This window comes from Roseibium litorale (assembly GCF_014842915.1).
In the GTDB taxonomy this organism is placed as follows: Bacteria; Pseudomonadota; Alphaproteobacteria; order Rhizobiales; family Stappiaceae; genus Roseibium; species Roseibium litorale.
This window is the reverse complement of sequence record NZ_JACYXI010000002.1, coordinates 436,908-459,610: the sequence shown is the minus strand read 5'-3', so window position 1 is coordinate 459,610 and position 22,703 is coordinate 436,908. Positions and strand designations below refer to the sequence as shown.

The following is a 22,703-nucleotide window of genomic DNA, read 5'->3' as shown; positions in this document are numbered from 1 at the left end:
GCTCAATAACGCCATGTCGATCACTCCATAGCCCCCGCTGAAAACACGCGAGGGAAGGTTCAAACATGGGTCAATTCTCAATGGAAATATCAGGCCAAGCCGGGTCACTTCTCAATGGAAATCAACAATAAGTTCCTTTAGATAACGAGGACTAGAAGATGAACCATCATTCAAAAGCGACCGACGACAGCTTCTCCCGTTTGTGCCGATCAGGATGCCAAATATTCGGTAGTTCCTGAAGCTTTACTAGGAGAAAAACATGAGTAATGACGCAATCGCTCCGAGCACTAACATGGCTAGTTTCTACTTGCCTTATCCTGAGGAGCTTGCAAAAGAACTGGACGCTTCCGGATTTGTGATGTCGACCAGGCGCTTTTACGAACTCCTCGCCAGCGAAACTGACGATAAGAAACCAGTCGAAGCAGCGCTTTTTCGTAGGATTGCAAGTCACTATCCTGACACATTTCCGGACGGAGAAGTAATCAACCGCGATAGTCAGACAAATATTATTGCCGAACTGGACGATTGGGACGATCTCACTGATGAACAGAAGATCCATCGTGGAAATGTAAACGCTGCAATCGCGAATGTTGATCGGATTCGCTACGATCTGGAAATGATGATCGATAGTTACGATGACACGGAAGAAATAACTCGGATTCGCCGCGAACTTTCTAAGATCTAGGTGTGTGCGTTGTTCTGGGTCTGCCATTTCTGGTTGACCCAGAACTAGGGTCCAGACCCATAAAAGGGCTTTATGATCTGTCGCTGATGTGATTCACGGTCTTTGAGAGGAGGCCGGTATGAATCGCGACAATTTTGGGCTATCAGACGAGCAGTTCGAACGGATTTCGCCGCATCTGCCACGCGACACGCGGGGCAAGTCGAGGGTGGACGACCGGCGCGTGATCAGTGGGATCGTCCACGTACTGAAGTCGGGCGGGCGCTGGGTCGATGCACCTCCGGACTACGGGCCGCGCAAGACCCTCTACAGTCGCTATGCCCGCTGGGCGGCGAAGGGCGTCTGGGAACGCCTCTTTCACGCCCTTTCCTCGGCGGCCGGAGCGCCCGCCCACGTGCTGATCGACAGCTCGGCAGTGAAGACCCACCGCTCCGCCTCAGGCGGAAAAGGGGGGAGAAGACGCAAGCCATCGGGCGCTCGCGGGGCGGGCGGACGACCAAGATCCACGCCCTGACCGATACCTTCTGCAGGCCCATCGCATTCTTGTTGACGGGTGGCCAAGTGGCTGATTGCACAGCTGCTTCGACGCTACTCGAACGCCTGCCAGCAGGTCAGATCCTGCATGCCGACAAGGGCTACGACAGCAACAGCATCCGTCGCTCCCTCGAGGCAAGGGGCACGATGCCGAACATCCCGCCCTAGGCGAACCGGGTCTGGAAGAAGTGCTTTTCTCCCCGCCTATATCGAGACAGGAACGCCATCGAGCGCATGTTCTGCCGCCTCAAGAACTTCCGGCGCATCGCCACCCGATATGACCGGCTCGCCGTAAACTTCCTCGCCGCAATCCACATCGCCGCTGTCATCGCATACTGGTTATGAGTCCGGAGCCTAGGATATGTCCCTGTAAATGGGTTTCCCTTCTGCGTACGGTTTGATTCAAACTCACCGCGCTCAAGATGCAGATCAGATTGTTATCAGGCAACATCTTAAAAGCGTACAAGGCGCTCCGTGACGTCGGACTATTTGTTGTTGTCCAGAGCTTGGAGGATCATTGCCGAGCGGGTCCCGATGATTTTGCGGACGGTCTTCAGCACCGGATGGGCGATGCCATCACTTGCGAGTTCGCCCAGCAGGGCGTCTGCTTCCGAGATGATCTTTGAAGCCATTGTGCCGAGCTCGGCATTGATCATCTTCTGAGCGCCCTTTGTCGGCGGCACCAGTGAGTGCCAGTGTTCCAGCAGGATGGTGTCCGGTGTCGCTCGTCCCCCGATCTTCATTGCAAGCTTCTTTGAAAGCCGGGGATATGCTGCTGTGCAGACGACGTCATAAAGTGGAGCCAAGTCAGGTGCCTTATCCCGGTAGAGCAGGGCATAATTCTTCGCGTGCGCGTCTGCATTGCCCACGAGATAGTGGAATATGAGCATGCGCTGGAACGTGAGCCGGTCCGCTGCAGGGCTCTGCGTGGAGGCCTGGATCAGTGCTTGAGAGTCCTTCGTGCCGGGGCCACCTTCTTCCTCGTATTTCAGCTCAGGCGGAACTGCGAGTGCTTGGCAGAAGTCTTCCTGATGCAGTCTGATGACAGTGCCGTCCGGCTCCTGACGCCGGTCATAGCGCTCCACGAGCAGAACATCTGTCCCGTCGGAGGAGTAGCGCCTAACCTCCGGCGCGTTGAGATCGAGGCGGCTGGCCAGCTTCATGCAAAAGAGCTCGTTCTCGACGGTCCCCTCCAGCGTCAGGATCACCGGCTTGAGAATATGCGTCGAGGGGATTCCATTTTTGGGAATCGCGATTTTTCCATCGATCAAGCAGACAGCAAGCTTGTCCTGCGCCCCGGCTAGAGACAACCGGATGCCTGCTTCTCCCCCCAGAAGCGGGCGATCATGAAGCCTGGACAGAACTGTTTTGAGCTTCTCTGCCGTTAAGACCTCGGCATATCCTTGGGAGGTTGCAGCAGATGAGTGCCCTTTCGGTAAAAGCGACAATGCGCCCGCGCAATCGCCGCCGATCACTTCTAGCAGGCCGAAAGGGTTATTGCGCGAGATACCCAGGGCTTCGGCGAGCCTGTGGCGTGCGCTTTCATCTGGCAAGAGGCCCGAGAAGTAGGCGCGGGAAGTCGCGTCCGGGTAGGGAGCCTCTGTCAGCGGCATGGACACCGAGATCGCACTGCCTCCTGAGCCGAGGTAGTCCCGGTCATAGGCAAAAGTTAGTCTGGCGCCGTCATCTTGATGGAGCTCACCGGCCTTCTTGTCATTTAGGTAGACGTCCAGGGTCCTCGTCATCAAGAGACACCTCTGCCAACGGTGATGAGTCTGAGGCCCAAGGTCTGTAGGACTAGCAGTGTCAGGCCGAGCCGGCAGCTGTCCTTGCCGCTTTCCAGCTCTCTGAGAAAGCGGATACCCACGCCTGCGAGACCGGCCAACTCCTGCTGAGTGAGATTTTGCCGCTTGCGTTCCTCCCGGATCAGCCGCCCTATTGAGGCGCTATCTTCAATTGTGGTCATTTTCGTCCCTCTCGGGATTATTTAATCACGGCAGAGCTGAAATTGCACTAAAAAGAACCGATCGGGATGAAATGAGCTGAAGTTACGGCGTGCAAGAAGAAATGATCCTGATCGGGATCATTGACATTCGAATGTGAGGCAGGGCGGTGAATACAGGGAGTGTCGAAAGTCGAATAGAGCTGTTTCGTGCACAACAAAATGTGTCACAAAAACACGTCCATCCCAATGTCACAAATTCATTGATATGAATATATGAATATGAATTCATTATCAAATAGATAGTATGTTGCTCGATGAGAGAAATGAGAGTTCGAGTCTCTCATCGCCCACCATTCCTTCCCCTTGAAATCATTGAATGTTGTTGCGCAGCAAGGCATTTGTTTGCGTTGCTGACACGCAGGCTGCCCGCTCGGCGCGGCCTTGCTTTTCAGGCAAAGCGCTTGGCGCCGGCGACGCAGGCGACGACGGCCAAGGTGGAGGCCAGCATGGGCCATGCGATGGCCTCGTGAAGGAACAGAGCTGCCAGAATCAAGCCGAAAAAGGGCTGCAGCAACTGCAGCTGGCCGACACCGGCAATGCCGCCAAGCGCCAGTCCCCGGTACCAGAAGATGAAGCCCACCAGCATGCTGAAGACCGAGACATAGGCAAGGCCGGTCCAGGCGGGGATGCCGACGTGGCTCCAGTTGGAAGGCAGAGTGAAAAGCCCGATGGCTGCCATGACCGGCAGGGACAGAAGCAGCGCCCAGGAAATGACCTGCCATCCGCCGAGCCTGCGGGACAGGGCCGCGCCCTCCGCATAGCCCAGTCCGCAGAGCAGGATGGCGGCGACCATGAAGAGATCGCCCGTAAATGATCCGCCGCCGCTATGGGCCAGTGCGAAAGCGATCACCGTTGAGGCGCCAAGCAGAGAAAACAGCCAGAAGGCCGGGCGTGGTCTTTCCCCGCCGCGCAAGACGCCAAAGCTTGCTGTCGCAAGAGGCAGCAGCCCGACAAAGACGATCGAATGGGACGCTGTGATGTGCTGAAGCGCCAGGGCCGTCAGAAGCGGAAACCCCACGACCACGCCCAGAGCGACGATTGCCAGCGAGACAAAGTCCTGGCGCAGGGGCTGTTTCTGCCGGAGCGCAAGCAGAAACACCGCGCCGAGGAGTGCTGCGATGACCGCGCGGGCCGAGGTGAGGAAGAGGGGCGGGAAGTCCGCGACGGCAACCCGTGTCGCCGGAAGAGAGCCGCTGAAGATGAGAACGCCCAAGAGGCCGCTGCCCCAGCCTGCTGCCGGTTTTTCCATGTTGCTCCACCTTCTCAAGTCTGACCCGCCCCAGGTCGTCATGTCTTAGCCAGGCAGGGCTGGATCGGGCAGAGGCGCTGAAGTACAATTTTCAAAAATTGTATGGCTTCAATTGCCCATACAGAAATGGGCAAAACTGCGCGGACGGAACCGGTACATGGGCGTTGATACTCCGACACGTACGGAAACCCTGATGGATGTGGTCCGGGTGAAGATTGTGAACCGGTCGCTTGCGCCTGGGGACCGTCTTCCCTCGATCCGCCGCTTCGCCCGGTCGATGAGCGCTTCGCCCTCGACAGTGGCGGAGGTCTATGCCCGGCTGGAGGCCGAGGGCGTCATCCGGGCGCGGCGCGGATCCGGCTTCTATGTGACCGGTGCCGACTTGCCGCCCATGGCACTGGCCGAGATGGGGGAGCCGCGGGAGAGGACGGTCGATCCGTTCTGGGTGTCGCGCCTGTCTCTGGATGCGGGCTCATCGGACCTGATGCCCGGCTGTGGCTGGCTGCCGGCCAGCTGGATGCCGAACGGTGCAATCCGCAAAGGCTTGCGCGCCTTGAGCCGGGGAGAGGCGGGGCTCTTGACCGACTATGGCAGCACACGGGGCGCGCTGGCTCTGCGCCGCCTGCTGATCGGCCGCTTTGCGGAGGAGGGGCTTCCGGCAACAGTGTCCCAGGTCATGCTGACCGGATCCGGCACCCAGGCCATCGATCTGATCTGCCGCCTGCTGCTGCGGCCTGGCGATACGGTTCTTCTGGACGATCCCTGCTATTTCAATTTCCAGGCCCTGCTGCGGGCCCATCAGGTCCGGATCGTCAGCGTGCCCTTCACGCCGGAGGGGCCGGATGCGGATGGCTTCGAGCGGGTTGTAAGTGCGGAAAAGCCGCGCCTCTACATCACCAATTCGGCCCTTCACAATCCGACGGGCGCGACGGTCTCGCCCCAAAGCGCCTACCGGGTGCTGAGTGTGGCAGCCAGTCACGGCATGACCATTGTCGAGGATGATATCTTTGCGGATTTCGAGCCCGCGCTTTCGCCCCGGCTGGCGGTGCTGGACGGGCTGAACCGGGTCATCCGCATCGGCAGCTTCTCCAAGACCCTGTCCGCCTCCATCCGCTGCGGTTATATCGCCGCCCGGCAGGACTGGATCGAAAGCTTGACAGACCTTCAGATCGCGACCTGTTTTTCCGGTCCCAGTCCGCTGGCGGCCTCCATCATCACCGGTATTCTGACCGGCGGCAGCTACCGCAGGCATATGGACGAGCTGCGCCAGCGGCTGGCAAGCGCCCGGGAGGAGACGGCAAAGCGTCTCGCCCCCCTCGGGCTTGTGCCCTGGGTCATGCCGAGGGGCGGATTCTATCTCTGGTGCCGGTTGCCGGAGGGGCTGGACTCTTCTTCCATTGCTCAGCGCTGCATGGAGGACAAGGTGATCCTTGCGCCCGGCAATGTCTTCAGCGTTTCCCAAACCGCCGGAGGGTTTCTGCGCTTCAATGTGGCGCATATGGCGGACAAACGGATCTATATGGCCCTGGAGAAGGCAATGACCGGACCGGCCCGCCCGGTCTGATCTGATCGCTCCCGGACCGGATATGCTTGCCATCTCCACCGGTAAAGGGGTATTTGTTCTCTTTATGTTCTTTTGGGTGGGCTTTGGCGTTCAGAGTAAGCTGACATCATGCGGACCGGTCTCTTTGCTTCCTTTCCCTTGCGTTCTGCCCGCGTCCATGAGGTCAGCGGTCCGGGCAGCTGCGCCTTTGCGGCCATCGCTGCGGCTTCGGCAGGAGGAATGGTCCTGTGGGTGCGCGAGGCGTGGTGCCCGGAGACGGTGACCCCGGCAGGACTGGCGCCGTTTTTCGATCCGGACAGGCTGCTTCTGGCCCTTACGGACAATCAGACCGGTAGTCTTGCCGTTGCCGAAGAGGCGCTGAGGGCGGGTGTGATTGCCTGTGTCGTGATCGAGATATCCCAGCCGCTGGGCCTACGTGAAGGCCGCAGGCTCCAGCTGGCGGCCAAGGCGGGGCATGCGGCCGGATTGTGTATAACGCCGGAAGGCATGGGCTCCAATGCTGCCGAAAGCCGCTGGCACGCCGCGCCTGTCTTTGATCCGGCAAGCGGGGACTCGACTCTCATGCGCTGGGAGATTAAAAAGAACAAAACAGGAACATACGGAGCCTGGCATGTTCGATGGTCTTCGGAAACGCATCGTTTGCATGTGGTTTCCCCGGTTGGCGAGCGACCGGGTCTTGCGGGCGCGGCCGGTTGACGGTCCTTTCGCGCTGACGCTCACGCAAAACAACACCAATCGGATCTATTGCCTGAACCGGCAGGCGGAACAGGCAGGGCTATCACGCGGCATGAGCTTTGCCGATGCGCGGGCCTATTGCCCCGGGCTGATCACCCATCCTGCCAGGCCGGATCTGGATGCCCGGTTCCTTGTTGTTCTGCGACGCTGGGCGGCCCGCTATTGCCCTTCTGTTGGTGCAGAAGGGATGGATGGTTTGACGCTGGACGTAACCGGCGCCACCCATCTTTGGGGCGGCGAGGAGGCCATGCTGGATGACATGCGCGCCCGGGCCGAAAGGGCAGGGCTGAGCCTTCTGGTTGCCTGTTCCCATTCCCGTGGCGCGGCCTGGGCCCTGGCGCATTACGGTCAGGAGGGAGGAGGGCTTGAAACCCTGCCCGTTGCGGCATTGCGGCTTGAGGGCACCATGATCACGTCGCTCGAGCGGCTGGGGCTCCGGACCATTGCGGATCTTGAGGCGACGGCCCGCGCGCCGCTCGCGCGCCGGTTCGGGCCCCAGCTTCTGACGCGGCTGGATCAGGCCTTTGGACGGGCGCCGGAAGCACTGGCCCCCGAGGGAGACCCGCCCCATTACGGCGTACGCCTCAGTTTTCCCGACCCCATCGGCTTGACCGGGGACGTGATGAATGCGTTGGAGCGGCTGCTCAAGCCACTCTGTACCAAGCTCAAGGCCCAGGAGACGGGCGCCCGCTGCCTGGTGCTGACCTTCCGGCGGGTGGATCAGGAAAGCCAGGACGTTCCGCTCCGTCTTGCCGCGCCCATGCGGGATCCGGAGCGCCTTCTGCGCTTGTTCGAGCGGGGCGTTGGCGAGGTGGAAGCAGGCTTCGGCATCGATCAGATGCGTCTTGAAGCGACCCTCGTGGAACCGCTGCCTGCCGAGCAGCTCAGTACGGCCCAGACGAGACCCGGGGAGGACCGGCTCAGCGATCTGATCACCCGGATTGGAACCCGCATCGGCCTGGAGAATATCCAGCGCTTCCTTCCCTCCGACAGTCATATTCCGGAGCGCAGCTTTATGACCGTGCCCGCGGCTTTCAATGGCACCCCAAGTGCGCCCGGCAGCGGCTGGCGCCGGGGGCAGTTGCGTCCCCTGCGCCTGTTCCCGCCCGTTCCCATCCTTGGCACCGGTAGTCAGCCGCCTAACCAGTTCCGTTGGCGCCGGATGGCCTTCAGGACATTCCGTGCAATGGGTCCGGAGCGTATTGCACCGGAATGGTGGCAGGACGACGAGAACTGGCGGTCTGGGGTTCGGGATTACTGGAAGGTGGACACCCGTGAGGGGCAGCGGCTCTGGCTGTTCTACACGCCGCAGAACCCAGGCTGGTTCGTGCAGGGGGAGTTCGCATGAGCCAGCCGCCCTGTCCGGTCATTCCCCTTACTGCGGCGTTTCCACAGCGCTATGCCGAACTGTGTGTGACCTCCAATTTCACCTTTCTCACTGGAGCATCCCACCCGGAAGAGCTGATGCGGCAGGCGGCTGAGCTGGGGCTGGAGGCCATCGCGATCACCGACCGCAACACGCTGGCCGGTGTGGTGCGGGCCTATAGTGCGCTCAAGGCTCTGCGCAAGGAAATGGACGGCGCCCGGAATGACACGCATCCGGATGGGCGCGGGGCGGTGCCGTTCCGCTTGCCGAAGCTGATCATTGGCACCCGCCTCGTGCTGCGCGACTGTCCGGTGGAGTGGCTGGCCTTGCCAGTGGACCGGGGAGCCTATCACCGGCTTGCCCGGCTTTTGACCGATGGCAAGCGGCGGGCGCAAAAGGCGGAATGCCATCTGGATCTGGCAGATCTGGAAAAGGGCTGCCAGGGCATGATTCTGATCGCCCTGCCGCCTGCTGATCTTGTTCCAGCCGATCTGGCCAAGTCCGAGGGACCTGTGAAAACCCTTGTCCGCCGCTATCCGGGCCATGTCTTTCTGGGCGCACCGCCGCGTTATGATGGTTCGGACCAGTCCTGGTTCGACGCCTGCGCGGCCTTCGCGCTGCGGATCTCTGCGCCGATGGTGGCTGTAGGCGACGTCCTGCTGCACCGGGCGGCCCGGCGCCAGCTGGCGGATGTGCTGACCTGCCTGCGCGAGGGACTGACCATCGACCGGATCGGCACCCGGGCCCTGCCCAATGCGGAGCGCCGCCTGAAGGGGGCGGAGGATATGGCGCGGCTTTACCGCAACCATCCGGCGGCCCTGCGCCGGACCTGTGAGATTGCCGCCCGCTGCGCCTTCGACCTCTCGGAGCTCAGCTACGAATATCCCAATGAAATCGCTGATGGAGAACCGCCTCAGGCCCGGCTGGAGCGTCTGGCAAAGGAAGGGCTCGCCCGCCGGTATCCGGGTGAGGTGCCCGGCAAGGTGCTGACTTTGATGGGAAAGGAGCTGGCCCTGGTCGGGGAACTGGGCTTTGCCGCCTATTTCCTGACGGTACATGACATCGTGCAGGAGGCCCGTTCGCGCGGCATTCTTTGCCAGGGGCGCGGTTCGGCAGCCAATTCCGTCCTTTGCTATCTCCTTGGCATCACCGATGTCAGTCCGGACATGATCGGCATGGTGTTCGAGCGCTTCATCTCCCGCCACCGGGGGGAACCGCCAGATATCGACGTGGATTTCGAGCATGAGCGCCGGGAAGAGGTGATCCAGTGGATCTACGATAAGTATGGCCGCCACCGGGCAGGGCTTTGCGCCACGGTGATCCACTTCCGCGCCCGCGCGGCAATCCGCGAGGTCGGCAAGGTCATGGGCCTGTCGCAGGATGTGACCGCAGCCCTTTCCGGGCAGATCTGGGGATACTCAAACAGCGGGGCGGACGCTCAGCGGGCGCGGGAACTGGGGCTGAACCCCAATGACCGGCGGCTGGCGCAGACGATCCGCCTGATCGAAGAGATCATCGGGTTTCCGCGCCATCTCAGCCAGCATGTGGGCGGTTTCATCATCACCCGCGGACGTCTGGACGAGTTGTGCCCCATCGAAAATGCGGCGATGGAAAACCGCACGGTAATCGAATGGGACAAGGATGACATCGACGCTCTCGGCATCCTGAAAGTCGATGTTCTCTCCCTTGGTATGCTGACTTGCCTGCGCAAGAGTTTCGATTTGCTGGAGCAGCATGAGAAGCTCCGTCTGACCCTCGACACCGTGCCCAAGGAGGACAAGGCGACCTATCAGATGCTTCAGCGGGCCGACGCGGTGGGTGTGTTTCAGGTGGAAAGCCGGGCGCAGATGAACTTCCTGCCCCGGATGCAGCCGAAGACGTTCTACGATCTGGTGATCGAGGTCGCCATTGTCCGGCCCGGTCCCATTCAGGGCGGCATGGTCAAACCCTATATCCGCAGGCGTCAGGGGCTGGAGGCTCCGGAACCGTTCGGTCCTGCGCTTGAAGAGGTGACCCGCAAGACCCTGGGCGTGCCGCTGTTTCAGGAACAGGCCATGCAGATCGCCGTGGTCGGCGCGGGCTATTCGGCGGAAGAGGCGGATCATTTGCGCCGGTCCCTGGCCTCGTTCCGGCGCATGGGCACTATCGGAGACCACAAGACCCGATTCATCAATGGCATGCTGGCAAACGGTTACAGTCAGGACATTGCCGCGCAGTGCTTTTCCCAGATCGAGGGCTTTGCGGATTATGGCTTTCCGGAAAGCCATGCAGCGGCCTTCGCCATGCTGACCTATGTCTCTTCCTGGCTGAAATGCCATCACCCGGCGGTCTTTGCCTGCGCCTTGCTGAATTCCCAGCCGATGGGTTTTTACGCTCCTGCCCAGATCGTGCGCGACGCCCGGGAGCATGGGGTCGAGATCCGGCCCGTCTGCGTCAATCACAGCCAGTGGGACAATCTCTTGGAGCGGCGCGGCGACGGTGCACTGGCCCTGCGGCTCGGCTTCCGTCAGATCAAGGGATTCCGCGAGGAAGACGCGGGCTGGATCGTGGCGGCGCGGGGCAATGGCTATCCGGATCCGGAAAGCCTATGGCTCAGGGCTGGGGTTGGCCCTGCCGTTCTGGAGCGCCTGGGCGAGGCGGATGCCTTTGCCGGGATGGGGCTTACCCGGCGCGATGCCCTCTGGCAGGTCCGCGCGATCCGCTCTCCAGCGCCCCTGTCGCTTTTTTCCGACCCTCTGGACGGGGAGGGCCTGCGGGAGCCTTCCGTCACCCTTCCTGCCATGCATCTGGGCGAAGAGGTGGTCGAGGATTATGTCGCCATGCGCCTGACCCTGCGCGCGCATCCGATGGAGCTGTTGCGCCCGTCGATCACGGGCCTGACCCCGCACGACCGGCTGCCGGTTGCTCCTTTGATGCGCACCACTGTCTGCGGGCTGGTTATCACCCGCCAGCGGCCGGGCACCGCTTCCGGCGTCATCTTTCTGACGCTGGAGGACGAGACCGGTGTTTCCAACGTTGTGGTCTGGCCGAAGATCTATGAGCGGTTCCGGCGCATCGTTATGGGCGGGCGTCTGCTCAAGGTGACAGGGCGGCTGGAGCGCGAGGGCATCGTGGTGCATCTGATCGCCGACCAGATCGAGGATCTGTCCTTCAAGCTCTCCGAGCTTGGCCACCCGCTCGACAGCGCCATCGGCATCACCCAGCCTCAAGCCGACGACGCCCCCCGTCCGCCCCGCTATGCCGCCAGCGCGCGGCATCCGAGAGAACAGGCCAAGCGGCTGTTTCCCAGCCGGGATTTCCATTGAGAAAACCGCGCAAAGACAAGCCGGCAGGTGGACCTGCCGGCTTGTCTTGAAAACGGTGCAATGACGGGATCAGGCGGCTGCCACGTCCTGCAGGAAGGTCTCGATCTTGTTGCGCAGGTTCTGGGTGCTTTCCGCCGTGCGGGTCGTGCTTTCCAGCACGTCGTCGGCGGTTTGGGCCGTCTGGGTCGCACCGCTTGCGACGGTGTGCATGTTGACCGTGGCAAGGCGCGTGCCTTCGGCAGCTTCCTGCACGTTGGAGGATATTTCCTGGGTCGCCAGCCCCTGTTCGCTGACCGCATCCGTAATGGCGGCGGTGTAACCGCTGACTTCTTCCATGATCTTGGTGATGTCCTCAATCACCGCGACGGTCTCCCGGGTCGAATTCTGGATGGCCGTGATCTGGGAGGAAATTTCCTCCGTCGCCTTTGAGGTCTGGTTGGCCAGTTCTTTAACCTCGGCCGCCACAACGGCAAAGCCGCGTCCGGCTTCACCTGCACGTGCAGCCTCAATGGTCGCATTCAGCGCCAGAAGGTTTGTCTGTTCAGCGATGGCCTGAATCAGGCTGACAACTTCGCCGATCTTCTGGGCCGCGGCATCCAGGCTGGCGACCTTGGAATTGGACAGGGCGGCACTTTCACTTGCCTGTCCGACAGTTGCGCTGCTCTGGCTCACCTGACGGTTGATTTCGCTGATCGAAGCCGAGAGCTCCTCTGCCGCCGAGGCGACGGTCTGCACGTTTGCAGTGGCCTGTTCCGAGGCCGCAGCCGCACTGCCGGAACTTTCCTCTGTTCTGGTGGCAATGTTGCGCAGGGCAACAGCTGCTTCGTTCAAACGGCCGGTGTTGTCGCTGACCGATCCCACCGCGATGCGTACTTCTTCCTGGAAGATTTTGATCAGGCTCGCGATCTTTGTCTGGCGCTGTTGTTCGCGCAGACGATCAGCTTCTGTCTGCTGCTCAAGCTGCTGGCGGGCGATTCCGTTTTCGCGGAACACGGCCACAGCCTTGCTCATGTCGCCAATTTCATCACTGCGGTCCACGCCCTCGATAGCACCGGAAAAGGTGCCTTCCGCGATTTCCCGCATCCGGAGGGAGAGGGTGCGCAGCGGGCTGGCGATCGACCGGGCAATCATAGCGCCGAGGCCAACGCAAACCGCAATCAGCAGCGCCATTAGACCGGCACTGCTGGCTGCCGTTTTCCAGTAGGCAGCATTGATGTCATCCATGAGAACGCCGGAACCAAGAATCCAGCCCCATGGCTTGAACTCTGAGACATAGCTGATCTTTGGCAGGATCTTGCCGTCGGGATCCTTCCAGGCATAGGAAACATAAGCGGTGCCATTGGCCTTTGCCTGATCGATAAACTCGCGAATGTGAAACTTGCCGTTGCCATCCGTCGAAGAGAGCAGGTTCTTTCCTTCATTAGCTGGTTTCGCCGGATGAACCAGATTGGTGCCTCCACCATCATAGACAAAGACATAATCTTTGCCGCCGTTGTAGAGCATGCCGCGCAAGGCGCGCTTGGCGGCGTCCTGGGCGTCTGCCTCGCTCATTTCTCCTTTTGAGACGAGCGCCTGATAATTTCCGGCAATGCTTTGCGCTGCCTGTACAAGACTACGGATTTCCGCGCGTTTGAAGGCCTCGAGATTGTTTCCGAGGGCGTACAGCTGATAGCCGAGAGTGATCATGAAGCAGGCGGAGAAGAGGCCGACGAGGGCATAGAGCTTTCCGCTTACTGTCTTTGGGGCGCCTAAAATCATCTTGCAGATCCGGTGGAAGAACGAATGGATAGATCAAATAAGTACACAGGATAAGTTAATGAAAAGTCGTTTCTTGTGCCGGTGATGATTTTTATTCGAGTCCACTTAGGGTTGCGCGATATTGTCAAAAAAACGTATTGTTATTTTTGTTGTGCGCTTAGTTTATTTGATTGTAGATTTGAATTTCCGCAGAGGAATAAGCTTGGCAAGTCAACCGCTTGCAGCGGGCATAAGGCGCATCAGCCGCCGTTTTGCCCTTGCTCTGAAAGTCTGCTGCCGATGGCGAGGGCTATCAGGTGCGGGGTGGTGTCGGCGCGGTACTTGAGCTTCAGGTCCTGAATGCGGTGTTCGACTGTACGCTGGGACAAACCGAGTTCTGCTGCGATCTGCTTTGCCGTCCGTCCGAGCATCAACCGGTCGAGCACATCATTCTCGCGGCATGTCACTCTCCTTGAGGGGGAGACTGCCGGAAGAATTAGTCTCGGCAAGACAATCGACACAGCCCAGGCGGCGCGTCCCGTCGTCACCTTCCGAGGCAGGATCAGCCGGTCGTAGATGATGTATTGATCGATCATCCGGGCTTGGACTGTTTCAACAATTGGCTGGCAACTGTCCCTCGTTGCGGCAAAAGGGTCGGCGACATGCTTGCGGATGAAGCTCTGGTCCGAATAGTCGCGCAGCCGCGTTACGCCATTCCGCTTCAGGCTTGTCTGCTCGACAACGGGGACCAGGCTGAAGTCTCCCGGGTCGTCGCAATGCATGTCGATGCTGTGCAGATTGATCCCGTTGCCTGTGGTGAGTGGCAGAAATCTGTTTGCATCCGACAGGGGCGAGCTACCGGCGCTGGTGTCGGACCAGATGCCGAGGGCGTTGCGGGTAAGGGTCTCAAACGGGCTTGTCGTCAAGGGCCGGTGCTTTTCAAAAGAGTTGAGCCGCCGGAGGGCTGGCTTCCTGACAGTGGGATCTCTGCCGTGTAAGGCGGCAGCTTATGTATAAATGACCTGTTTATGCATACATAGATGCGGCTGGCTGCTGGTTTGGTCAAGTCTGCGGGGCCGGATGGAGGATGGATCTGTCTCGAAATTGCGACTGAATAGGTATTCAGAAGAATCTGGTGCGATTCAGGATCAGGGTTTTGCCTCAAGCCATTTTGCTGGCTTGATTTTATCCACAAGACAGCGCCACTCAGAAACGCCTTGTTCCTAGGGGTTTTTGCGTGTTTTGCAAAAACCTCCCGGCATGGCTTTCCGGGTGCTTGACTTCCTCCGCCTGCCGCCGTACATCAGCGCCACTTCGCGGCGACAACACGTCGTCAGCGCGGAGCGGGTGTAGCTCAGTTGGTTAGAGTGCCGGCCTGTCACGCCGGAGGTCGCGGGTTCGAGCCCCGTCACTCGCGCCACTTCCCATAGGACTTCGGTCAGGGAAGGGCGCCTATATACCGTTAAGTTGCGGGTGTAGCTCAGTTGGTTAGAGTGCCGGCCTGTCACGCCGGAGGTCGCGGGTTCGAGCCCCGTCACTCGCGCCACTTAACGAAGCCGGGAAACCGGGCCGCCCTTGGGCAAGACATTTCCTCAAAACAAACTCAAAGAAAATATGAAACCAAACGCCTGCGCTTTGTGGCGCCTTTGCGCGTCCTGGCTTCAGATCCCTTCCTTGTCTGCTCATGCGAATCCTTTGAATGCCTCAGGGCCTGCCGGGTCAAATGACGGCAGGCGCGAAGCGTGCATACCTCTGGTGAAAGTTATGCACCGGCCGGGAACGCAAGGAATTGTGCGGTTCGTGGCGTGAAAACGGCAATTTCGGTCAACGATGGCAATTGTTTGGCGGCGGGAAGGTCTTGCGTTGCACCATGGGGTGAGCTAAGCGTGCCTTCGCATGCTGGTCCGCCTCGGGCCGGCAGGTCTTGCGCTATGAGCGGTTGAAACACTGCGCTAGGGTAGGGCCTCGAAGGCAGGATCTTCTCCCGGTCCACCCTCCACATGCAAGGACGCGAAAGACATGGAAGAACTCTTGCGGGAATACATCCCGATCGTCGTGTTCATCGGCATTGCGCTGGTGATCGGCCTGGCGCTTTTGATTTCTCCGTTCCTCCTGGCCTACAAGAATCCGGATCCGGAGAAGCTCTCCGCCTATGAGTGCGGTTTCAACGCATTCGACGACGCGCGCATGAAGTTCGATGTCCGTTTCTACCTGGTCTCGATCCTGTTCATCATCTTCGACCTGGAAGTGGCTTTCCTCTTCCCCTGGGCGGTGAAGTTCGGTGATCTTGGGTGGTACGGCTTCTGGTCCATGATGGTCTTCCTCGGCGTCCTCACCATTGGCTTCATCTACGAATGGAAAAAGGGAGCGCTGGAATGGGATTGACCAGCACAACCGGCCCGCTCATCGCGCAGCAGCCGAAGGGTATCATTGACCCGAACACCGGCAAGCCGGTCGGCGCGAATGATCCTTTCTTCATGGAAGTCAACGACGAGCTGGCCGACAAGGGCTTTCTCGTCACCTCGACCGACAATCTGATCCAGTGGGCCCGTACCGGCTCGCTGATGTGGATGACTTTCGGTCTGGCCTGCTGCGCCGTGGAAATGATGCAGCTCTCCATGCCTCATTATGATGTCGAGCGCTTCGGCTTCGCACCGCGCGCGTCTCCGCGCCAGTCGGATGTGATGATCGTCGCCGGCACGCTGACCAACAAGATGGCTCCCGCGCTCCGCAAGGTCTATGACCAGATGCCCGAGCCGCGTTACGTTATCTCCATGGGCTCCTGCGCCAATGGCGGCGGCTACTACCACTTTTCCTATTCGGTGGTGCGCGGCTGTGACCGGGTCGTTCCGGTCGACATCTATGTGCCGGGCTGCCCTCCGACGGCGGAAGCTCTGCTTTACGGCGTCTTGATGCTGCAAAAGAAAATCCGGCGCACGGGCACGATCGAGCGCTGAGAACCGGTTGAATTTGACTAGGGGTGGAACGCGCCGCCCCTTCGAGGCTCCAACGGAGTGAGGCAAAGAACATGGACGAGACGCTGAAGGAACTCGCAGAGCACATCCAGCTTGCTCTGGGCGAGTCCCTGCTGTCCTGGACCGTCGAGTATGGCGAGCTGACGCTTGTGGCGGATGCTGGCCAGATTCTTGACGTTGTGCGGTTCCTGCGCGACAACAGCTCCTGCAAGTTCGTCAATCTGACGGATGTGTGCGGAGTTGACTGGCCGGCGCGGGAAAAGCGTTTCGACGTCGTCTATCACTTCCTGTCCCCCGTTCAGAACCAGCGCATCCGCGTGAAGGTCGCCACCGATGAGGAAACCCCGGTTCCCTCCATCACCGGCCTTTTCCCGGGCGCTGAATGGTTCGAGCGCGAAGCCTATGACATGTACGGCATTCTCTTCTCCGGTCACCCCGATCTGCGCCGTCTGCTCACCGACTATGGTTTCGACGGCCATCCGCTGCGCAAGGACTTCCCCGTGACCGGTTACGTGGAAGTGCGCTATGACGACGAGAAGAAGCGCGTCGTTTACGAGCCGGTTCGCCTGAACCAGGAATTCCGCAATTTCGATTTTCTCTCGCCATGGGAAGGCACGGACTACGTGCTGCCGGGCGATGAGAAAGCAACCACGAATTAAGGCTTTCCCCGATGGCCGAAAATCAGGTTCGCAATTTCAACATCAACTTCGGTCCCCAGCACCCGGCGGCCCACGGCGTTCTGCGTCTTGTGCTTGAGCTGGATGGGGAAGTGGTGACGCGCGTCGATCCGCATATCGGCCTGCTGCACCGCGGCACCGAAAAGCTGATCGAGCAGAAGACCTATCTGCAGGCCGTTCCTTACTTCGACCGCCTCGACTACGTGGCGCCGATGAACCAGGAACATGCTTTTGCGCTGGCGGTCGAGAAGATGCTCGGCGTCACCGTTCCGATGCGCGGCCAGCTGATCCGCGTTCTCTATTCGGAAATCGGCCGCCTGCTGTCGCATCTTCTGAACGTGACCACCCAGGCCATGGACGTTGGCGCTCTGACGCCGCCGCTGTGGGGCTTCGAGCCGCGCGAAGAACTGATGATCTTCTACGAGCGCGCTTGCGGTGCCCGCATGCACTCTGCTTATGTGCGTCCGGGTGGTGTCCACCAGGACCTGCCGCGCGATCTGCTCGACGACATCTGGGATTTCTGTGATCCGTTCCTGCAGCGTCTGGACGACATTGAAGGCCTTCTGACCGACAACCGCATCTTCAAGCAGCGCAACGTCGATATCGGCGTTGTTGATCTGGATGATGCCTGGGCGTGGGGCTTCTCCGGTGTGATGGTCCGCGGATCCGGCGCTGCTTGGGATCTGCGCAAGTCGCAGCCGTATGAGTGCTATGCGGATCTGGAGTTTGATATTCCGATCGGCAAGAACGGCGACTGCTACGACCGCTATCTGATCCGTATGGAAGAGATGCGTCAGTCGGTCCGGATCATGAAGCAGTGCCTTGAGCGGCTGACCACGGAAACGGGTCCGATCTCTTCCACGGACGGCAAGATCGTTCCACCCAAGCGTGGCGAGATGAAGCGGTCGATGGAAGCCTTGATCCACCACTTCAAGCTCTATACCGAGGGCTATCACGTCCCGGCTGGCGAAGTGTACGCCGCTGTGGAAGCGCCCAAGGGCGAGTTCGGCGTCTATCTCGTGGCTGACGGCACCAACAAGCCGTACCGCTGCAAGATCAAGGCTCCGGGCTTTGCGCATCTTTCGGCCATGGACTTCGTGGGCCGCGGCCACCAGCTCGCCGATATCTCGGCGGTTCTGGGCTCGATGGATATCGTGTTTGGCGAGGTCGACCGCTAACGGTCGGCTTTCGCGCTTTTTTCTCGACCCTGGCAGCCGGCCAACCGGCTCCGGTCATGCTGATGAAACGGGGATAACACCATGGCGGTTCGCAGACTTGCCGCGGAACAACCTGAAAACTTCGCCTTCAACGAGGTTAACTTCGCTTGGGCGAAGAAGGTGATCGACCGGTATCCGGCGGGCCGTCAGGCCTCTGCCGTCATTCCGCTGTTGTGGCGCGCCCAGGAACAGAACAACGGCTGGGTCTGTGAGCCGGCAATCCGCTACATCGCGGACATGCTCTCCATGCCGCATATCCGGGTTCTGGAAGTCGCGACCTTCTACACGATGTTCCAGCTTCAGCCGGTGGGCAAGAAAGCTCACATCCAGGTTTGCGGCACCACCCCGTGCCAGCTGCGCGGATCTGAATATCTGATCAAGATCTGCAAGTCCCGTATCGCCAAGCACATGCATGAGATTTCCGAAGACGGGAACTTCTCCTGGGAAGAGGTCGAGTGCCTGGGCGCCTGCGTGAACGCGCCGATGGTCCAGATCTTCAAGGACACCTATGAAGACCTGACGCCGGACACGTTCAACAAGCTTCTGGACGATATCTCCGCTGGCAAGGAAGTGACGCCTGGCCCGCAGAACGGTCGCCGCTTTGCCATGGCGGAAGGCGGGCAGACAAGCCTTACCGAGATCAACGACGACACCAAGGGCACCCTGCCGGTGCCGCATGTGGTCGATGGCAACGCAAAGGCCTCATTGGCCTTTACCGGCGCTGCGATCAACGCGGGCGGCAAGGACTATGACGGTGTGCCGACCCCGGCAGAAGACGCTGTTGCCAAGGTGAAGGCAGCTTTTGCTGCCAAGCAGGCTGCGGACAGCGCCGCTGACACTGCCAAGAAGGTCGAGAAGGCAGCTGAAAAGCCCGCCGAACCGGCGCCGGTCTCCAAGGCCAAGCCGGAAAGCGCCGATGCACCTGCCGTGGAAGAGAAGGAACCTGTTCTTCTCACCGCCGCGCGTGACGGCAAGCCGGACGATCTGAAGAAGCTGAAGGGCGTTGGCCCGAAGCTTGAGGAAACCCTCAATGATCTCGGTTTCTATCATTTTGATCAGGTTGCGGCCTGGACCCCGGCGGAAATCGCCTGGGTGGACAGCCGGTTGAAGTTCAAGGGCCGGATCGAACGCGACGGCTGGATCGAGCAGGCCAAGATCCTGGCATCTGGCGGCGAGACGGAATTCTCCAAACGCGTCGAAAAGGGCGAAGTGCCCTCCAGCAAGAACGAAGGGTAGGGGGAAGAGATGCTGAAAGATCAGGATCGGATCTTCACCAATATCTACGGTCTTCATGACTGGGGTCTTGAAGGCGCGAAGAAGCGCGGCCAGTGGGACAACACCAAGGGGCTGCTCGACAAGGGCCGCGACTGGATCATCGACGAGATGAAGGCATCCGGTCTGCGCGGCCGTGGCGGCGCAGGCTTCCCGACAGGCCTCAAGTGGTCCTTCATGCCGAAGGCTTCCGATGGCCGTCCGTGCTACCTCGTCGTCAATGCCGACGAATCCGAGCCGGGCACCTGCAAGGACCGCGAAATCCTGCGCCACGACCCCCATACGCTGGTTGAAGGCTGCCTGGTCGCCGGTTACGCCATGGGCGCGATTGCTGCTTACATCTATGTGCGCGGTGAGTTCATCCGCGAACGTGAGCGTCTGCAGGCTGCCATTGATCAGGCCTATGACGCTGGCCTGATCGGCAAGAACAACAAGAACGGCTACGATTTCGATATCTACGTTCACCACGGCGGCGGCGCCTATATTTGCGGCGAAGAAACCGCTCTGCTGGAAAGCCTTGAAGGCAAGAAGGGTCAGCCGCGCCTGAAGCCGCCGTTCCCGGCGAACGTTGGCCTCTACGGCTGCCCGACCACGGTGAACAACGTGGAATCGATTGCAGTCGCGCCGACCATCTTGCGCCGTGGCGCGTCCTGGTTCTCTGGCCTCGGCAAGCCAAACAATGCAGGCACCAAGCTATTTTGCGTGTCCGGCCATGTGAACCAGCCGGCGACCTTCGAGGAAGAACTGGGAATTCCGTTCTCCGACATGATCGAAAAGCACTGCGGCGGTATCCGTGGCGGCTGGGACAATCTGCTGGCAGTCATTCCGGGCGGCTCCTCGGTGCCCTGCCTCACGGCGGAGCAGATCAAGGACACGGCGATGGATTTCGACACGCTGCGCGGTCTGGGCTCCGGCCTTGGCACGGCAGCCGTGATCGTGATGGACAAGTCGACCGACATCATCAAGGCGATTGCCCGGCTGAGCTACTTCTACAAGCACGAGAGCTGCGGCCAGTGCACGCCGTGCCGTGAAGGCACCGGCTGGATGTGGCGCGTCATGGAACGCATGGTGAAGGGCGAATCCTCTTATGAGGAAATCGACATGCTGTTCAACGTGACCAAGCAGGTTGAAGGTCACACCATCTGCGCACTTGGCGATGCTGCGGCTTGGCCGATCCAGGGGTTGATCAAGAACTTCCGGCCGGTCATCGAACAGCGCATCGACGATTACGTCGCCAAGGCCAAGCGGCCGGCGATGGTCGCGGCAGAGTAACGCGGAAACGGGATTTGGAGAGCAGGCGATGACAAAGCTGATCATCGACGGCAAGGAAGTGGATGTCCCGGCGGACTACACGCTGCTTCAGGCATGCGAGGAAGCCGGCGCCGAAGTTCCGCGCTTTTGTTACCACGACCGGCTGTCGATCGCCGGAAACTGCCGCATGTGTCTTGTGGAAGTGAAGGGCGGACCGCCCAAGCCGACCGCATCTTGCGCCATGGGTGTCCGTGACCTGCGTCCGGGCCCGAACGGAGAGCCGCCGGTGGTTCTGACCAAGAGCCCGATGGTCAAGAAGGCCCGCGAAGGGGTGATGGAGTTCCTCCTCATCAACCACCCGCTGGATTGCCCGATCTGCGACCAGGGCGGCGAGTGCGACCTTCAGGACCAGGCAATGGCCTATGGTGTCGACAGTTCCCGCTACAGCGAGAACAAGCGCGCCGTGGAAAACAAGCACCTGGGTCCGCTGGTCAAGACCATCATGACCCGCTGCATCCACTGCACCCGCTGCGTCCGTTTCACCACGGAAGTCTGCGGTGTGGCCGACATGGGCCTGATCGGCCGCGGCGAAGATGCAGAGATCACCACCTATCTGGAGAAGGCGCTGTCTTCCGAAATGCAGGGCAACGTCGTTGACCTGTGCCCGGTTGGCGCCCTGACCTCCAAGCCCTACGCCTTCCATGCCCGTCCGTGGGAACTGGTGAAGACCGAAAGCATCGACGTGATGGATGCACTCGGCTCCGCCATCCGCGTCGACACCCGCGGCAAGGAAGTCATGCGCATCATGCCGCGTCTGAACGATGCGGTGAACGAGGAATGGATCTCCGACAAGACCCGGTACATCTGGGACGGTCTGAAGACCCAGCGCCTCGATCGTCCTTACGCAAAGAAGGATGGCAAGCTGCAGCCGGTGAGCTGGGCCGAAGCCTTCCAGATCATTGCAGACAAGGTGAAGGCCACGTCTCCGGAAAAGATCGGCGCACTTGCCGGTCAGCTCTCCGGTGTTGAGGAAATGTTTGCGCTCAAGAGCCTGATGGACAGCCTCGGTGTGAAGAACATCGATAGCCGCTATCCGGGGTCCGCGCTGCATCCGAAGCATGGCCGCGCCAGCTATCTGTTCAACTCGACAGTTCAGGGCATTGATGAGGCAGACGCTATTCTGCTCATCGGCACCAACCCGCGTCTTGAAAGCCCAGTCCTCAATGCGCGTCTGCGCAAGCGCTGGACCCGCGGCGACATCAAGATCGGTTTGATCGGCCAGAACGCTGACCTGACCTATCCGGTGACCTATCTGGGTGCAGGTCCGGAAAGCGTCCAGAGCCTCATTGGTGATGCCTCCATTCTGGCAGGGGCCAAGAAGCCGATGATCATCATCGGCCAGGGTGCTCTGAACCGCATGGATGCCGCAGCGGTCCTGTCTGCTGCTGCCGCTGTCGCCAAGGCGCACGGCGTCATCAAGGACGGCTGGAACGGCTTCAACATTCTTCACACGGAAGCAGCCCAGGTCGGCGCGCTCGACATCGGCTTCGTGCCGGGTGAGGGCGGCTTGTCCACGGGTCAGATCCTGGCGGAAAACAGCCTGGAGGTTCTGTTCCTCCTCGGCGTCGACGAAGTCGAAATTCCGGCCGGTGCTTTCGTGATCTATCAGGGCACCCACGGTGACCGTGGCGCACACCGCGCCGACGTGATCCTGCCGGGCGCTGCCTATACCGAAAAGTCGGCCATCTACGTGAACACGGAAGGCCGCGTGCAGCTGGGCGACCGGGCGGGCTTCCCTCCGGGCGATGCCCGCGAAGACTGGGCGATCCTGCGGGCGCTGTCGGCAGCTCTGGGCAAGACCCTCGGCTTCGACTCTCTCGCCGGTCTGCGGGGAGCGCTGTTTGCAGCTCATCCGCATCTGGCCGAGATCGACGGCATTGCCGCCGGAGATATTGCAGACATCGCCAAGCTGGCGGACATGGGCGGCAAGCCGAATTCGGCAGCCTTCCACAACGTGATCAGCGATTTCTATCTGACCAACCCGATCGCGCGTGCGTCGGCCGTGATGGCGGAATGTTCCGCCCTGGCCAAGTCCCGCGCGGCGGAAGCAGCGGAATAAGGGCAGGGGACAGAT

At 60.5% G+C, this 22,703-nt stretch carries 17 protein-coding genes, 2 tRNA genes and 1 pseudogene; 15 read left to right on the top strand and 5 right to left on the bottom strand.

Translation table 11 applies throughout. The features are described from left to right. Nucleotides 1-259: 259 nt before the first annotated feature. A complete protein-coding gene (locus IG616_RS06070; protein WP_192147221.1) occupies nucleotides 260-685 on the top strand; it encodes a hypothetical protein in 426 nt (141 codons plus the stop codon). 118 nt (nucleotides 686-803) lie between these two features. Then, nucleotides 804-1,561 (top strand): annotated as a pseudogene (locus tag IG616_RS06065) (IS5 family transposase). 140 nt (nucleotides 1,562-1,701) lie between these two features. Here IG616_RS06065 and IG616_RS06060 read toward each other — a convergent pair. The 3 genes from IG616_RS06060 to IG616_RS06050 form a co-directional block, all read right to left on the bottom strand. Next, nucleotides 1,702-2,961, bottom strand: coding sequence for a type II toxin-antitoxin system HipA family toxin (locus tag IG616_RS06060; RefSeq protein WP_192147220.1), 1,260 nt, complete (start codon nucleotides 2,959-2,961; stop codon nucleotides 1,702-1,704). Next, complete coding sequence (locus IG616_RS06055; RefSeq protein WP_192147219.1) at nucleotides 2,961-3,182, bottom strand: helix-turn-helix domain-containing protein; 222 nt, start codon at nucleotides 3,180-3,182, stop codon at nucleotides 2,961-2,963. Before IG616_RS06055 ends, IG616_RS06060 begins: the two co-directional genes overlap by 1 nt. 427 nt (nucleotides 3,183-3,609) lie before the next feature. After that, a complete protein-coding gene (locus IG616_RS06050) occupies nucleotides 3,610-4,470 on the bottom strand; it encodes a DMT family transporter (protein WP_192147218.1) in 861 nt (286 codons plus the stop codon). Nucleotides 4,471-4,627: 157 nt separating this feature from the next. On the opposite strand from IG616_RS06050, the gene IG616_RS06045 reads away from it, so the two are divergent. The 4 genes from IG616_RS06045 (at nucleotide 4,628) to IG616_RS06030 (ending at nucleotide 11,440) form a co-directional block, all read left to right on the top strand. Further along, entirely contained in the window at nucleotides 4,628-6,034 is a 1,407-nt protein-coding gene (locus IG616_RS06045; RefSeq protein ID WP_209007301.1) for an aminotransferase-like domain-containing protein, read from the top strand. A gap of 108 nt (nucleotides 6,035-6,142) precedes the next feature. Further along, nucleotides 6,143-6,730: an ImuA family protein gene (locus IG616_RS06040; protein ID WP_192147217.1), complete on the top strand. Its 588-nt coding sequence runs from the start codon at nucleotides 6,143-6,145 to the stop codon at nucleotides 6,728-6,730. Then, entirely contained in the window at nucleotides 6,645-8,117 is a 1,473-nt protein-coding gene (locus IG616_RS06035; RefSeq protein ID WP_192147216.1) for a Y-family DNA polymerase, read from the top strand. Before IG616_RS06040 ends, IG616_RS06035 begins: the two co-directional genes overlap by 86 nt. Then, nucleotides 8,114-11,440 carry an error-prone DNA polymerase gene (locus tag IG616_RS06030; RefSeq protein WP_192147215.1) on the top strand — a complete coding sequence of 1,109 codons (3,327 nt, stop codon included), beginning with the start codon at nucleotides 8,114-8,116 and terminating at the stop codon, nucleotides 11,438-11,440. The genes IG616_RS06035 and IG616_RS06030 overlap by 4 nt, the downstream gene beginning before the upstream one ends. Before the next feature lie 69 nt (nucleotides 11,441-11,509). Here the strand turns inward: IG616_RS06030 and IG616_RS06025 are convergent, their stop codons facing one another. Further along, complete coding sequence (locus IG616_RS06025) at nucleotides 11,510-13,198, bottom strand: methyl-accepting chemotaxis protein (protein WP_192147214.1); 1,689 nt, start codon at nucleotides 13,196-13,198, stop codon at nucleotides 11,510-11,512. Nucleotides 13,199-13,437: 239 nt separating this feature from the next. Continuing rightward, nucleotides 13,438-14,103, bottom strand: a complete 666-nt coding sequence (locus tag IG616_RS06020; protein WP_192147213.1) for a helix-turn-helix transcriptional regulator — start codon at nucleotides 14,101-14,103, stop codon at nucleotides 13,438-13,440. Nucleotides 14,104-14,520: 417 nt separating this feature from the next. On the opposite strand from IG616_RS06020, the gene IG616_RS06015 reads away from it, so the two are divergent. The 9 genes from IG616_RS06015 (at nucleotide 14,521) to nuoG (ending at nucleotide 22,688) form a co-directional block, all read left to right on the top strand. Then, nucleotides 14,521-14,597 (top strand) — tRNA-Asp (locus tag IG616_RS06015). A gap of 49 nt (nucleotides 14,598-14,646) precedes the next feature. Then, nucleotides 14,647-14,723, top strand: a tRNA-Asp gene (locus IG616_RS06010). A gap of 473 nt (nucleotides 14,724-15,196) precedes the next feature. Continuing rightward, nucleotides 15,197-15,562, top strand: coding sequence for an NADH-quinone oxidoreductase subunit A (locus IG616_RS06005; RefSeq protein ID WP_073015459.1), 366 nt, complete (start codon nucleotides 15,197-15,199; stop codon nucleotides 15,560-15,562). Further along, nucleotides 15,553-16,134 carry a NuoB/complex I 20 kDa subunit family protein gene (locus IG616_RS06000; protein WP_192147212.1) on the top strand — a complete coding sequence of 194 codons (582 nt, stop codon included), beginning with the start codon at nucleotides 15,553-15,555 and terminating at the stop codon, nucleotides 16,132-16,134. Before IG616_RS06005 ends, IG616_RS06000 begins: the two co-directional genes overlap by 10 nt. Nucleotides 16,135-16,205: 71 nt before the next feature. Continuing rightward, a complete protein-coding gene (locus tag IG616_RS05995; protein ID WP_192147211.1) occupies nucleotides 16,206-16,811 on the top strand; it encodes an NADH-quinone oxidoreductase subunit C in 606 nt (201 codons plus the stop codon). 11 nt (nucleotides 16,812-16,822) lie between these two features. Further along, entirely contained in the window at nucleotides 16,823-18,007 is a 1,185-nt protein-coding gene (locus tag IG616_RS05990; RefSeq protein WP_073015462.1) for an NADH-quinone oxidoreductase subunit D, read from the top strand. 81 nt (nucleotides 18,008-18,088) lie between these two features. Then, nucleotides 18,089-19,282 (top strand): NADH-quinone oxidoreductase subunit E, encoded by a 1,194-nt coding sequence (locus IG616_RS05985; protein ID WP_192147210.1) that lies wholly within the window; start codon nucleotides 18,089-18,091, stop codon nucleotides 19,280-19,282. A gap of 9 nt (nucleotides 19,283-19,291) precedes the next feature. After that, nucleotides 19,292-20,590 (top strand): NADH-quinone oxidoreductase subunit NuoF, encoded by a 1,299-nt coding sequence (gene nuoF / locus IG616_RS05980; protein ID WP_192147209.1) that lies wholly within the window; start codon nucleotides 19,292-19,294, stop codon nucleotides 20,588-20,590. 28 nt (nucleotides 20,591-20,618) lie between these two features. After that, on the top strand, nucleotides 20,619-22,688 hold the full coding sequence (gene nuoG / locus IG616_RS05975; protein ID WP_192147208.1) for an NADH-quinone oxidoreductase subunit NuoG: 2,070 nt from the start codon (nucleotides 20,619-20,621) through the stop codon (nucleotides 22,686-22,688). Nucleotides 22,689-22,703 lie beyond the last annotated feature (15 nt).